Source organism: Arthrobacter sp. PGP41 (assembly GCF_002953935.1).
Classification (GTDB): Bacteria; Actinomycetota; Actinomycetes; order Actinomycetales; family Micrococcaceae; genus Arthrobacter.
The window spans coordinates 3,650,991-3,664,656 of sequence record NZ_CP026514.1 but is presented as its reverse complement, the minus strand read 5'-3'; the positions used below and the strand labels follow the sequence as shown (position 1 = coordinate 3,664,656).

The following is a 13,666-nucleotide window of genomic DNA, read 5'->3' as shown; positions in this document are numbered from 1 at the left end:
GGCGTCCGGCCGGCGTTCCTTCAGGCTACACGGCCGATGCCCTTCCTTTTCGGGACGGCTGTGGCAGTGTAAGGACATGGCGCGAATTGAAGATTACGCGGTGGTCGGCGACCTTCAAACCGGGGCCCTGATCAGCAAGGACGGCTCCATCGACTGGCTGTGCCTTCCCCGGTTCGATTCCCCGGCCTGCTTCAACGCCCTGCTGGATACGCCGGAGGCCGGCCGCTGGCTGCTGGCGCCCAAGAGTGGCGGCCCGTGCACCCGGCGGGCCTACCGGGACGGCACGCTGGTGCTGGAGACGGAGTGGGAAACTTCCGGCGGTACCGTGCGGGTCATCGACTTCATGCCGCCCCGCGACTCTGTGGCGGACATAGTGCGCATCGTTGAGGGGGTGAGCGGCAGCGTGCCGATGCACAGTGAACTGGTCCTCCGCTTTGACTACGGCCACATCATCCCGTGGGTCCGCCGGGACGAGCTGGGGCTCCACGCCATCGCAGGCCCGGACGCCGTCTATTTCGTGACCCCCGCGCCGCTTCAGAGCGAGAACATGCACACCGTCAGCGATTTCACGGTCAACGCAGGGGACCGCGTCCCGTTCGTGCTCACCTGGGCACCAAGCCACGTGGCCCGGCCCCACACGGTGGACGCGGAGGAAGTCCTTGGCACCACGTCCGCCTTCTGGCGCGGCTGGGCTTCCCAGTGCACCGTCAAAGGTAAATACCAGGAGGCCGTTGTGCGCTCCCTTGTGACGCTGAAGGCGCTGACCTACGCCCCCACGGGCGGCATCGTTGCGGCCGTGACCACGTCGCTGCCGGAGCAGCTGGGCGGCCCGCGCAACTGGGACTACCGCTACTGCTGGCTGCGGGACGCCACCATGACGCTCCAGGCCCTCCTGGCGGCCGGGTACACCGCGGAAGCGGCCGCCTGGCGGGACTGGCTCCTCCGGGCGGTGGCGGGCGACCCCGCGGACCTGCAGATCATGTACGGCATCCACGGCGAGCGCCGCCTGCCTGAGATGGAGCTGCCCTGGCTGAAGGGCTACGAAAATTCGTCCCCGGTGCGCATCGGCAACGGCGCGGCGGAGCAGCTGCAGTTGGACGTCTGGGGCGAAGTGCTGGACTGCCTCGCGCTGACCCGGAATTCGCTGCTGACGCATCCGGACGAGGCCTGGGACGTCCAGTTGGCCTTGATGGAGCACCTGGAGACGATCTGGGACCAGCCGGACAACGGCCTGTGGGAAATGCGGGGCCCGCGCCGCCATTTCACCCACTCAAAGGTGATGGCCTGGGTGGCTGCGGACCGGATGGTGAAAGGCGTCCGGGAATCCGGGCTGCCGGGGCCGGCCGAGCGGTGGGAAAGGCTGCGGGAGACCATCCGCCAGGACGTCATGGCCAATGGCTTCGACGCTGCCCGCAATACTTTCGTGCAGTCCTATGGCCGGCCCGAGCTGGACGCCAGCCTCCTCCTGATTCCGCGCGTAGGGTTCCTGCCGCCCGATGATCCCCGGGTGATTGGAACCATCGAAGCGATCCAGCGTGACCTTACGCAGGACGGGTTCGTCCTGCGGTACCGCCCCGAAGAGAGCGACGACGGCCTGCCGGGGGACGAAGGCGTCTTCCTTGCATGCTCCTTCTGGCTGGTGGAGGCGCTGCTGGGCGCGGGACGGCACGAGGAATCGCGGGAGCTTTTCGAGCGGTTGCTGGAACTGCGGAACGACGTCGGCCTGCTGAGCGAGGAATGGGCCGTGAAAGCCGGCCGGCAGCTGGGCAATACGCCGCAGGCCTTCAGCCACTTCGCGCTTGTGACTAGCGCTTTGGAGCTTCATCAGGATACGGTTCGCCGGAGTGACACCCCCATTCCGCCGGAGACCGCGGAACCGCGCTGAGGCGGCGCGGTCCGGGGTGTCTTCTCCTTCGCAGAAGAGATAAGTATACTTACTAACACCTCATGGAGTGCTCCAACGAAGCACAACGCGGTGACTGATGGAGGAGTGATATGCATGGCCGGATATTTTGAGCTCGTGGATGCCCCTGACGGCGGCTACAGGGTCCGGATGCTGGATGGAGCCGGGAACCTGATGGCCATCTCGGTCACCTTTCCCACCAAAAGGGCTGCAGTTGCCGGCGTGGCAATGGCGCGGGAGATTGCCGGTACCGGATTGATCCGGGACAAGAGCCGCGACGGCGCCGGAACGGTTCTCCGCGAACGCGTCCGCCCCGTCAGTTCTGCCAAGGAGGAAGCTGCCCGGCACAAGAAGGCCCCTGCCGCCAAGCGGGCAGCGGTAGGCTGATGGCGTCCCAGGGCACCACACCCCCTGGCGGGCCGCGCCGGGGGGTTCTTTTTGACGTTGACGGGACGCTGATCGATTCGTCCTACATCCACACCATCGCCTGGTGGGGCGCCTTCCGCGAGCACGGCTATGACATCCCCATGGCCTCCATCCACCACTATGTGGGCATGGGCGGGGACCGGCTGGTGGACAGCCTCTTGCCGGAGGGGCGCGACCGTTCAGCGGACCCGGAAGTCATGGCCAGCCACGGGGCGCTCTATGCATCCCACTGGCCTGCGCTCCGCGCCTTCGAGGGGGCAAAAGACCTGCTGGCCCAGTGCCATGCCGGTGGCCTGGCCGTTGCGCTGGCCTCATCCGCCCGCAAGAAGGATCTTGCGGTCATGGAGTCCGTCCTGGACGCCAGCGCTTTCCTTGACGGCGCCACCAGTGCCAATGATGCCAAAGAGAGTAAGCCCGCCCCGGACATCCTGGTGGCGGCACTCGACGCGATTGGCGTGGAGGCCGCGGACGCCGTCTTCATCGGAGACGCTGTCTGGGACATGCTGGCTGCGGGGGCATTGGGGATCCCCGCCATCGGTGTTACCTGTGGCGGAGTCAGCGCCGCCGAGCTCCGGGAAGCCGGGGCGGTTGAAGTCTATGAGGGGCCGCAGGACCTGCTGCAGAACCTGACCTCAAGTGCCATTGGCCGGCTGCTCGCGAGGCCGTGAATCCGCAGTACGCAGGCTGGGCAGCAGGCTGAGTCAGAGCGACTGCCCGCCCGCGACGGCATCCTCATCGCCTGCATTTGCGGCCTTGTTCCACACCACCGCAACCCTGACCGAACCGTCGTCGTTCCGCTCAATGTCCGTGGCCACTTCCGCCATGTTGGCTCCCATCTCCATGATGCGGGTCCGGTAGCTGTTGACGAGCGCCTCCAGGCTTTCCTCGCTCCACTCGCCTGGCCGCATGCGCGTGGAGATCTCAACGGGTTCCGGCTGGTAGAGCGACATGGCGTTCCTCTTTCATGCGTAGCTGCGGACCTGGCCCTTCCCACGCTAGAAGCCCGGGGCGGAGACGGCAAGTATTTAGTCAGCCTGCTTACTTTTTCTCTCGGAAGCGGATAGCGTCGAATGACGGGCCGCGGCCCGGACGGAAGGCAAAACCTCCAGAAAGGCGAATCGTGAAAGCACTGACCTGGCAAGGAAAACGCTCGGTAAGCGTGGAAGAAGTACCTGATCCCGTGATCCAGGAACCCACCGATGCCATTGTCCGCATCACCTCTACGGCAATCTGCGGCTCGGACCTGCACCTGTACGAGGTCCTGGGACCCTACATGCACAAGGGCGACGTGATTGGCCACGAACCGATGGGCATCGTGGAGGAGGTGGGAAGTGCCGTCACCAACCTTCGCAAGGGAGACAGGGTGGTGGTTCCCTTCAACATCTCCTGCGGCCACTGCTACATGTGCAGCCAGGGCCTCCAGTCGCAATGCGAAACCACCCAGGTCAAAAGCAAGGATTCCGGTGCTGCGCTCTTTGGCTTCTCGGAGCTGTACGGTTCTGTTCCCGGCGGCCAGGCCGAGTATCTGCGCGTCCCGCATGCCGACTACGGGCCGGTGAAGGTGGGAACGGAGCTGCCGGATGAGCGGTACCTTTTCCTCTCCGACATCCTTCCCACTGCCTGGCAGGGGGTGGAATATGCGGACGTCCCCCCGGGAGGCACCCTGGCAGTGTTTGGGCTGGGGCCCGTGGGCCAGTTCGCGAGCCGCATCGGCGTCCAGCGGGGGCTCCGCGTTATCGGCGTGGACCCTGTTCCCGAACGCCGCGCCATGGCTGAGCGGCACGGCGTGGAAACGCTCGACTACGGCAAGGACGTTGCGGACCAGTTGCGGGAGATAACAGCCGGAAGGGGTCCGGACGCGGTGATTGACGCCGTCGGCATGGAAGCCCACGGTTCCCCGGTTGCCGGGTTTGCGCACCAGGCGCTTGGTCTGCTGCCCGACAAACTCGCCCAGAAGGCGATGGAGACCGCCGGGGTGGACCGCCTCGCTGCACTGCACACTTCCATTGATGCCGTGCGGCGCGGCGGGACGCTGTCCCTGAGCGGCGTGTACGGCGGCCAGGCGAGCCCCATGCCGCTGCTGTCCATGTTCGACAAGCAGATCCAAGTGCGGATGGGGCAATGCAATGTCCGGCGCTGGACCGATGACATCCTGCCGCTGGTGGAGGACGACGCCGATCCGCTGGGTGTGATGGACCTGGTCACCCACCGTTCGGGGCTGGAGGGGGCGCCGGCCCTGTATGAGAAGTTCCAGAAGAAAGAGGATGGCTGCATCAAGGTGGTCCTGAACCCGGGGGCGTGAGACTTCCCGGCCCCGCGTTTGGGAGGGGGTGGCTTAGGTGAGGCGCACCTGGCGGTTCATGTCCTTGTAGAGCAGGTAGCGGAACTCGCCCGGACCGCCGGCGTAGCAGGCCTGGGGGCAGAACGCGCGCAGCCACATGAAGTCCCCGGCCTCCACCTCCACCCAGTCATTGTTCAACAGGTACATGGCCTTGCCCTCCAGGACGTACAGGCCGTGCTCCATGACGTGGGTTTCGGGGAACGGGATGACGCCGCCGGGCTGGAACGTCACGATGTTCACCTGCATGTCGTGTGCCAGGTCGTTGGAGTCCGTAAAGCGGGTGGTCTTCCAGACGTCGTTGGTGTCCGGCATGGACGTGGGCTCCACGTCCTTTTCGTTGGTGACGAAGGACTTGGCTTCGTAGCCCTCAAGGCGCTCGTAGGCCTTGCGGATCCAGTGGAAGGACACGACGCCGTCCGAGACATTCTCCAGGCCCCATTCAGCACCGGCCGCCAGGTAGGCGTAGCCGCCTTCCTCCATTCGGTGCAGTTCGCCGTTGAGGGTGAGGTTGAGCCTGCCGCGGGTCACGAAAATGACGCCTTCGACGCCGGCCTCGAACTCTGCCTTGGGAGCACCGCCGCCCGGGGCGATCTCCACGATCAGCTGCGAGAAGGTGGTGGCGAAGCCGGAAATGGGCCGCGCGATGATCCAGGAGCGGGTGTTCGAAAAGCCCGGCAGGTTGGACGTGACGATGTCCGTCATCACGCCCTTGGGGATCACCGTGTAGGCCTCGGTGACGATGGCCCGCTCGGTGGTCAGGTGGGTCTGCGGCGGCAGTCCGCCGGTGGGGGAATAGTACTTGCCCATGAAGAGGGGTCCTTACCTAGGAGTTGGACGTGGTGGCGAGCCGCGGGTGGGCCAGGGCAGTGAGCTGCGGAATTCCGACGCCGGCAAGCGCCTGGACTTCATCCGCACCGACGGCGCCGCACTGGACGCCGCGGAGGACGAACGCGGCCAGAGCGCGGGCGGTGGCGGGTTCATCCATCACGCCGCCTTCGGTCTGCTCCACGTAGTTCCGCAGCCGGGCCGCGGCTGCGGGCAGTCCCTGCCGGTAGAAGGCATAGGTGGCGGCGAAGCGGCTGGGGAGCTGGGCCGGGTGCAGGTCCCAGCCCTGGTAGTAGCCCCGCTCAAGTGAACGCCGGACGAGCCTGCCGTGCAGCTGCCAGGCGTTTTCCACGTTGTCGCCCACCGGGATGATGTTCGTGGATCCGTCGGAGAGCCGGATGCCGGTGCCGGCCACCGCCAGCTGCATGACCTCCTTGGCGAAGTCGGCCACCGGGTGCTCCATGGACTGGTATTCGGCGGAGATCTGCAGCGACGCCGAGTAGTCGTACGTGCCGTAGTGCAGGCCGCTGATCCGGCCGGGGACAGCGTGCGGGAGCTGCGCCACCGGCGACGTTCCGTCCGGCCCCAGGATGAGCTGCGGTGTTTCCACCTGCACCTCGAAGCGAAGCCGTCCGGCCGGAAGGGAGTGCACGTCCTCAAGCCGGGAGACGGCGTAGTCCATAGCCTTGACCTGGGCCACGGTGGTCACCTTGGGCAGGGTCAGGACCAGGCCTTCCGGGAGTTCCCCGGCGGAGGCCAGGGCGGAGACAAACAGGTCCAAAGTCCGCAGCCCCCGGGAGCGGGTGGCAGCCTCGAAGCACTTGAAGCGGATGCCGATGAACGGCGGAGCGGACCCGGCCGCGACTGCGGCGGCCACGGCGGAAGCCGCGGCAACCGCGGCGGTGTCCTCGGCGTCGTCGCCCCTGTCCCCGAAGCCGTCCTCAAAATCGAGGCGCAGGTCCTCGATGGGCTCGCCGGCGAGTTTCGCTTCGACGCGCGGGGCGACGGCCGCCGCCAGCCCGGCGTCCTGGCCCAGCAGTGAACCGAGCTTTTCCAGCCCGCCGTGGGCGTTCGCCGTGGCCAGCGACTCGGCGCCCCAATCGGCAGCGAACGACGGCGTAAACCGGTCCGCGGGGACGTACACCGTGTGGACGGGCTGGCGGGAGCCGTCGTCGCCCGGGTAGTTCTGCTCCAGCAGCCGGTCCGTGGCTCCCAGTTGCCGGTCGATGTCCGCCAGGTCTCCGGCGGACAGCGACGGCATGGGTGATGCTGCCATGCCTCAGCCCACCAGTTCGTAGGCCGGGGTGGTGAGGAAGTCGGTGTAGTCCTCGGACAGGCAGATATCCGCGATCAGGTCGCTGGCCGGCTTGTAGTAGCGGCGGAAGGCTTCGTCGCCGAATTCGATACGCAGCCGCTCGGTTTCCTCACCCAGGATCCGCTCCACGAGTTCGCGGGTGACGGTGTTTCCGGTATCGGCGAGGACGGACTTGTTGCGGATCTGCTGCCACACCTGGGAGCGGGAGATTTCCGCGGTGGCGGCGTCCTCCATCAGGTTGTGGATGGCCACCGCACCGTTGCCGGACAGCCACACCGCCGTGTAGGCAACAGCCACGTAAAGGTTCAGGCGCAGTCCCGCCTCGGTGACTTGTCCGTCCGCGGAGGCGACGTCCAGGAGCTGACCGGCCGTGACGTTGACCTCGGGGCGCTGCCTGTCCAGCTGGTTGGGCCTGTCACCGAGCACGGTGTCGAAGACTTCCCGGCAGATGGGGACCAGGTCCGGGTGCGCAACCCAGGAGCCGTCGAAGCCGTCGTTCGCCTCGCGGGTCTTGTCCGCCCGGACCTTTTCAAACGCAGCCTCGGTGACTTCCGGGTGGCGGCGGTTGGGGATGACGGCCGCCATGCCGCCCATGGCGAAGGCCCCGCGCTTGTGGCAGGTCTTCACCAGCAGTTCGGTGTAGGCGCGCATGAACGGTGCGGTCATGGCAACGGAGGCGCGGTCCGGAAGCACAAACTCCTCGCCGGCATCGCGGAAGTACTTGATGATGCTGAACAGGTAGTCCCAGCGGCCGGCGTTCAGGCCGGAGGCGTGGTCGCGCAGTTCGTAGAGGATCTCGTCCATCTCGAACGCGGCCGGGATGGTCTCGATCAGCACGGTGGCGCGGATGGTGCCCTGGCCGAGGCCCAGGTAGTCCTGGGCGAAGACGAAGACGTCGTTCCAGAGCCGGGCCTCGAGGTGGCTCTCCATCTTGGGCAGGTAGTAGTACGGGCCCTGGCCGTTCAGGACCAGCTGCTTGGCCACGTGGTAGAAGTGCAGCCCGAAGTCCACCAGCGCGCCCACGGCCGGTTCGCCATTGATCAGCAGGTGCTTCTCCGGCATGTGCCAGCCGCGGGGGCGGGCCACTACGACGGCGAGCGGCGCGTCCGTGCGGAGCCGGTATTCCTTGCCCTCGTCCGAGGTGTAGCTGAGGGTGCCCTGGGCCGCGTCGCGGAGGTTGAGGATGGCGTCGATGACGTTGCCCCACGTGGGGGTGCTCGCATCCTCAAGGTCCGCCAGCCACACCTTGGCGCCGGAGTTCAGCGCATTAATGGCCATCTTTGCCGGTGAGGCGGGCCCGGTCATCTCCACGCGGCGGTCCTGCAAAGCTGCCGGTGCGGGCGCAACTGTCCAGTCGCCGTCGCGCACTTCCTTGGTCTCCGGCAGGAAGTCCAGCTTGCCGGTTTCCGCCACACGCTGCCGCTTGGCGGCGCGGGCCTTCAGGAGTTCGTTGCGGGTGCCGGCGAAACGGTTGTGCAGCTCCTCGACGAACGCCAGGGCCTTCGGGGTGAGGATCTCCTCCGCGCGGTTGATGGGCCGGGGGTCTGTGACGGTGATGGCCATTTCTGGTCCTTTCCTTGTGCTGAAGTCAGGCGGTGCATCAGGCGCTGGCCAGGGCGGCTTCCGGTTCCGCCGTGACCGTAACAGCGGCTGCTGCAACGTTGGCGGCGCGGGCGGCAGCGGCCACCGCGGAGGCTACATCGGCGGCCACATGGGGATCGAAGACGCTGGGGATAATGTAGCTGGCATTGAGCTCGTCGTCAGCTACCCGCTTGGCGATGGCCTCCGCGGCGGCCACCAGCATCTCCGGGGTGATGTCCGAAGCTCCGGCATCGAGCAGGCCGCGGAAGAAGCCCGGGAAGGCCAGGACGTTGTTGATCTGGTTGGGGAAGTCGCTGCGGCCGGTGGCTACGACGGCGGCGTGCTTCGAAGCAACGACAGGGTCGATTTCCGGCGTCGGGTTGGCCATGGCAAACACGATGGCCTTCTCCGCCATGGCGGCCACCTGTTCCTCGCCGATCACGTGCGGGGCGCTGACGCCGATGAACACGTCCGCGCCCACGAGGGCTTCGTGCAGGGTGCCGGCGAAGCCTTCTTCGTTGGTGTTCTCAGCAATCCAGGCGCGGTGTCCGTCGCCGTAAACCTCCCCCGAGTGGATGGCTCCGGAGCGGCCGGCGGCGATGATGTGCCGCGCCCCTTCGGCTTTTAGCAGCTGGATGATGGCCGAGCCCGCGGCGCCCACACCCGAGACCACGATCTTCACCTCGTCCAGCTTCTTGCCCACAACACGCAGTGCGTTGACCAGGGCGGCGAGGGTGACGATGGCGGTGCCGTGCTGGTCGTCGTGGAATACCGGGATGTCCAGCTCCTCGCGGAGCCGGTTCTCGATTTCGAAGCAGCGCGGGGCTGCGATGTCCTCCAGGTTGATGCCGCCGTAGACAGGGGCCATTGCCTTGGCGATCATAATGATTTCCTCGGTGTCCTGGGTGTCCAGGCACACGGGCCAGGCGTCCACGTTGGCGAACTGCTTGAAGAGCGCGGCCTTGCCTTCCATCACCGGAAGGGCGGCGGCCGGGCCGATGTTGCCGAGGCCCAGGACGGCCGAGCCGTCGGTAAGGACGGCGATGGTGTTGCGCTTGACGGTGAGGTTGCGGGCCGCCGCAGGGTCCTCGGCTATGGCCAGGCAAACGCGGGCGACGCCGGGAGTGTAGGCGCGCGAGAGATCGTCGCGGTTGCGCAGGGCGACTTTGGGGACGACTTCCAGCTTGCCGCCCAGGTGCATGAGGAAGGTGCGGTCCGAGACGTGCTGGACCGTGACGCCGTCGAGCGCGTTCAGGGCGTCCTTGATGCGGGCGGCGTGTTCGTCGTCCGTGGTGTTGCAGGTGACGTCCACCACGAGGGTCTCGTGGTGGGATTCGCTGACGTCCAGGGCGGTGATGGCGGCGCCTGCCGCTCCGACGGCGGCGGCAAGCTCGCTGGTGGCGCTGAAGCTCGCGGGCGCTTCCACGCGCAGGGTGATCGAATTTCCGGGGCTGGGGTTCGCCATTGAATGTCCTCCTGTTTGTGCCTTCTAAAGGGCCGTGGCCGGCCCGTCTTCTCAAAACGATGTTTTCGTATTATGGATATTATTATCTGCAGAATGGAAATACAAGTCCTCCGTATGCGACTGCGGCAGAGGCATCGCGGTCACCGCGGGGGTGCTGTATGTTGGGTGTTCTAAGCAACTCTTTTCACGATGCGGATAAGAGTTGTCAGAATCTGAGCCGTAGGAGACAACGGAATGGCAGAAAAAGCGTCGGGCGGCGTGCAGTCGGTAGAGCGCGTCTTCGAACTGCTGGAACTCATCACGGACGCCGGCGGCGACGTCACGCTCAGTGAACTGTCCTCATCCACGGACCTTCCGCTGCCCACCATCCACCGCCTGCTGCGGACGCTGGTGTCCTTGGGCTACATCCGCCAGCTGCCCAACCGGCGCTATGCGTTGGGCCCGCGGCTGATCCGCCTGGGCGAGGGGGCCAACAAGCAGCTGGGCGCCGTTGCCCGCCCGCAGCTCAAGACGCTGGTTGACCAATTGGGGGAGACCTCCAACATGGCGGTGCTGGATTCGGACATGGTGATCTATGTGGCGCAGGTGCCGTCGCTGCACTCCATGCGCATGTTCACCGAGGTGGGCCGGCGGGCCCATACCCACGCCACCGGCGTCGGGAAGGCCATCCTGGCCCAACTGGATGACGAGGTGGTGCGCGGCATCGTCAGCCGCGCCGGGATGCCTACCCCCACCCCCAAGAGCATCGGGGATGTGGATGAGCTCCTCGCGGACCTCAAGCTCATCCGGGAGCGCGGCTACTCCATTGACGAGGAGGAACAGGAACTCGGTGTACGGTGCTTCGCCATGGCGGTACCGAATGCTCCCACTCCAGCGGCAATCTCTGTTTCCGGCCCGGTATCCCGCGTGGACGAGCACTTCGCCGACAAGGCGGTACCCGTCCTCCGCGAAGCGGCCGAGGCCATCTCCCGGGAACTGAACCGCACCTGAGGCACCAAAGCGGCAAGCCGCCGTCGTGCTTAACCGCCGAAATGGCAGTTCGCAGCAATGTACCTGTGGAGCACTGCCGTGAACTGCCATTTCGCGTTTGCTCCTAGTGCTCCGACGCTTTCTCGGACGACTCGACCTTCACTTCCTTGCCTTCACAGTCGATGAGCTTGCCGCCCTCGAAACGGTCGCCTTCCGCCAGGCACCTGAGGTCTTCCTCCCGCACCACGCGGCCCGTTCCCGCCACGAACACCGACTGGTTCTCCGAGTTGCCGGCTTTGAGGTGGTTGAAGAGGAGGTTCAGCAGGATCGCCATGACCGCTGCCGAGCTGATGCCGGAGTGGAAGATGGTGCCGAACCAGGAAGGGAACTTGTCATAGAACGTCGGCGCGGCGATCGGAATCATGCCGAACCCGATGGACGCGGCCACGATGATCAGGTTCATGTTGTTCTTGTATTCGACCTTCGCAAGGGTCCTGATGCCGCTGGCGGCGACCGTGCCGAAGAGCACGATTCCCGCGCCGCCCAGGACGGCGGTGGGGACGGCGGCCACGACGCGGCCGATGACCGGGAGCAGGCCGAGCAGGACCAGGATCACGCCTCCGGCTGCCACGACATAACGGCTTTTGATCTTTGTGACTGCCACGAGGCCCACGTTTTGGGCGAAGGCGCTCTGCGTAAAGGAACCAAACACCGGTGCGATGAGGCTGGAGCCCATGTCGGCCCGCAGTCCTGCGGCGATGCGCTTGGAGTCGGTCCGGGTTCCCACGATTTCGCCAACGGCAAGGATGTCAGCCATGGTTTCGGTCAGGATCACCAGCACAACAATGAGCATGGAGATGATCGCCGCAATCTCGAACGTGGGGGCGCCGAGGTGGAAGGGAGTCGGAAAGGCGACAATCGGCCCCTGGCCCACCTTGGAGAAGTCCGCCATCCCGGTGGCCGCGGCGATGGCCGTGCCCGCGACCATCGCCAGAAGGATCGACAGGCGTGAAATAGTGGCGCTGCCGACCTTGCTCAGGAGCAGCACCAGGGCCAAAGTGGCGGCGGCGAGGCCGATGTTCGCCGTGCTGCCGTAGGTTTCGGCCTTTCGGTTGCCGCCCATGGCCCAGTTTGCAGCGACGGGCATCAGGGTCAGGCCGATGGTGGTGATGACGGTGCCGGTCACCACCGGCGGGAAGAACCTGACGATCTTGGAAAAGATGGGGGCGATCAAGAGGCCGATGGCCGCCGAGACCATGACCGCGCCGAAGACGGCGGGCAGCCCGCCTCCACCGCTGACGATCGCGACCATGGTGGCCACGCTCGCAAAGGAAACGCCCTGCACCAGGGGAAGCTGGGATCCGAAGAAAGGGATGCCGATGGTCTGCAGGAGGGTGGCCAGGCCGCCCATGAATAGGGCCGCTGCGATCAGGATGCCGATATCGGCAGGAGATAGGCCTGCGGCCTGGCCGACAATCAGGGGAACGGCAATGATGCCGCCATACATGGTCAGGACATGCTGGAAACCGTAGGCGAAGCTGCTCCCGATTGAGAGCCGTTCATCCTCGGGCCTGGTGGAGGTGGCGCGTTTCAGGCGCTGTTTGGCGTCGGCTTTGAGGGGGTTCTTGATGTTCATGGCAGACTTTCTGGTTCATGGCAGACGTCTTCGTCTGGCTAACGTTGTCTGGCTAACGGTGTGGCTGAAAGGCTAGGGGCGTGGGCCCGGAGCTGCCGCCCAGGTCACGGGCGCTTAGAAGCGCCATGGGATGACCAATGGAAAGAAACCCCGGGCCCGGATGGGTTGACGGCGCTGCGGTTCAGCAGAACCCGGCGATGCCCGACCAGGCGATGTCCGCAGGGGCGGCGTCCTCGCGCTGGACCGTGGCCTCGATCAGGCCGTAGGGGCGGTCGGCCGCGAAGAAGACCTCGTTGGGGTTGTCCAGGCCGAACGGCGAGAGGTCCACCAGGAAGTGGTGCTTGTTCGGCATGGAGAACTTGATCTCGTCGATCTCGCTGTGTGCTTCCAGCACTTTGGTGCCCATGTCGAAGAGTGTCTGCTGGAGGGCGTGGGAGTACTTTTCCGTGAAGCCTTCGAGCAGGAGGCCCTTGACGTCGTCGTAGCTCTTGTTGAAGTCCAGCGTGCTGAAATCGGTGCCGGTCTTGAAACGCCAGCGGGCAGAGACATCGGTCGCCAGGATGCGGTCGGTGGTCTCCTGCAGGGTGGTGTACTTGTCCTTCGGGTAGCCCACGAAGCCGGACTGGGTGGACTTCAGGACGGTCAGGTCCTTCAGTCCGGAGATCAGGTGAGTGGCGGCGCCGTCACGGACCAGGACTGCTGTGCGGATTTCCTGGCCGTTGCGCACGAAGGAATGGTTGTGCTCGGCTCCGTGGGCCTGGATCCGGTTCCAACTGTAGGACTCGGCTTCCCAGCGGCCGCCGCTAACCCAGTCGAAGCTGGAGGTGAAGTGCTCCCCGAGGCGAAGCAGGAACGCCTCGGGGGAGCCGATGCCTTCACGGGCAAAGGCATAGATGGTGTTCTTCTGGGTGTCAGTGGCCACCACGTGCGCGTTGTCGCCTTCGAGGTGGGCGGCCGCGAAATCGCCCCGCAGCTGCGAGGTGACGTTGAGGTCTTCGATCTCGTGGCGGTCCGTGTCGCGGGTGATCCTGACCACCCGGACCTCGGCCTTTCCGTACTGGTTGTCGCCGAGGATGATCTTGCTGCTCATGGTCTGTTCCCAACTTCCGGTAAGTGGAACCTAGGTTCCGTCACTGAAATTAAGCGCGCATTTCAAGCGCGTTTCCGGTGGAGCCGACCCAACAAAAAAGAGCCGGCATCCATTG

Annotated in this window: 12 protein-coding genes; 5 read left to right on the top strand and 7 right to left on the bottom strand. The window is 65.7% G+C overall.

Annotation, left to right across the window (positions count from 1 at the left end; translation table 11 throughout):
* Window positions 1-76: 76 nt before the first annotated feature.
* From C3B78_RS16775 to C3B78_RS16765, 3 genes are all read left to right on the top strand, one after another.
* The gene (locus tag C3B78_RS16775) at window positions 77-1,885 is read left to right on the top strand and encodes a glycoside hydrolase family 15 protein (RefSeq protein ID WP_104999063.1); all 1,809 of its coding nucleotides are present in this window, start codon (window positions 77-79) and stop codon (window positions 1,883-1,885) included.
* 114 nt (window positions 1,886-1,999) lie between these two features.
* Complete coding sequence (locus tag C3B78_RS16770; RefSeq protein ID WP_104999062.1) at window positions 2,000-2,290, top strand: hypothetical protein; 291 nt, start codon at window positions 2,000-2,002, stop codon at window positions 2,288-2,290.
* Complete coding sequence (locus tag C3B78_RS16765) at window positions 2,290-2,997, top strand: HAD family hydrolase (protein WP_104999061.1); 708 nt, start codon at window positions 2,290-2,292, stop codon at window positions 2,995-2,997. The genes C3B78_RS16770 and C3B78_RS16765 overlap by 1 nt, the downstream gene beginning before the upstream one ends.
* A 33-nt stretch (window positions 2,998-3,030) precedes the next feature.
* On the opposite strand, the gene C3B78_RS16760 is transcribed toward C3B78_RS16765, so the two are convergent.
* Complete coding sequence (locus tag C3B78_RS16760; protein ID WP_104999060.1) at window positions 3,031-3,279, bottom strand: hypothetical protein; 249 nt, start codon at window positions 3,277-3,279, stop codon at window positions 3,031-3,033.
* Between the two features lie 170 nt (window positions 3,280-3,449).
* Here C3B78_RS16760 and C3B78_RS16755 point away from each other — a divergent pair, with 170 nt between their 5' ends.
* Complete coding sequence (locus C3B78_RS16755; RefSeq protein ID WP_104999059.1) at window positions 3,450-4,631, top strand: zinc-dependent alcohol dehydrogenase; 1,182 nt, start codon at window positions 3,450-3,452, stop codon at window positions 4,629-4,631.
* A gap of 33 nt (window positions 4,632-4,664) precedes the next feature.
* Here C3B78_RS16755 and C3B78_RS16750 read toward each other — a convergent pair whose 3' ends face one another.
* Genes C3B78_RS16750 through C3B78_RS16735 form a run of 4 tightly spaced genes read right to left on the bottom strand, consistent with a single transcriptional unit; the run spans window position 4,665 to window position 9,856 of the window.
* Complete coding sequence (locus C3B78_RS16750; RefSeq protein ID WP_104999058.1) at window positions 4,665-5,477, bottom strand: bifunctional allantoicase/(S)-ureidoglycine aminohydrolase; 813 nt, start codon at window positions 5,475-5,477, stop codon at window positions 4,665-4,667.
* Window positions 5,478-5,493: 16 nt separating this feature from the next.
* Entirely contained in the window at window positions 5,494-6,771 is a 1,278-nt protein-coding gene (locus C3B78_RS16745; protein ID WP_104999057.1) for a DUF6986 family protein, read from the bottom strand.
* Between the two features lie 3 nt (window positions 6,772-6,774).
* On the bottom strand, window positions 6,775-8,373 hold the full coding sequence (gene aceB / locus C3B78_RS16740) for a malate synthase A (RefSeq protein WP_104999056.1): 1,599 nt from the start codon (window positions 8,371-8,373) through the stop codon (window positions 6,775-6,777).
* Window positions 8,374-8,410: 37 nt separating this feature from the next.
* Window positions 8,411-9,856 (bottom strand): NAD-dependent malic enzyme, encoded by a 1,446-nt coding sequence (locus C3B78_RS16735; RefSeq protein ID WP_104999055.1) that lies wholly within the window; start codon window positions 9,854-9,856, stop codon window positions 8,411-8,413.
* Window positions 9,857-10,090: 234 nt separating this feature from the next.
* Between C3B78_RS16735 and C3B78_RS16730 the strand changes: the two genes are divergently transcribed.
* Window positions 10,091-10,846, top strand: coding sequence for an IclR family transcriptional regulator (locus C3B78_RS16730; RefSeq protein WP_104999054.1), 756 nt, complete (start codon window positions 10,091-10,093; stop codon window positions 10,844-10,846).
* Window positions 10,847-10,949: 103 nt separating this feature from the next.
* Here the strand turns inward: C3B78_RS16730 and C3B78_RS16725 are convergent, their stop codons facing one another.
* The gene (locus C3B78_RS16725) at window positions 10,950-12,461 is read right to left on the bottom strand and encodes a nucleobase:cation symporter-2 family protein (RefSeq protein ID WP_234005442.1); all 1,512 of its coding nucleotides are present in this window, start codon (window positions 12,459-12,461) and stop codon (window positions 10,950-10,952) included.
* Between the two features lie 181 nt (window positions 12,462-12,642).
* Window positions 12,643-13,551 carry a factor-independent urate hydroxylase gene (gene pucL, locus C3B78_RS16720; protein WP_104999053.1) on the bottom strand — a complete coding sequence of 303 codons (909 nt, stop codon included), beginning with the start codon at window positions 13,549-13,551 and terminating at the stop codon, window positions 12,643-12,645.
* Window positions 13,552-13,666: the final 115 nt, after the last annotated feature.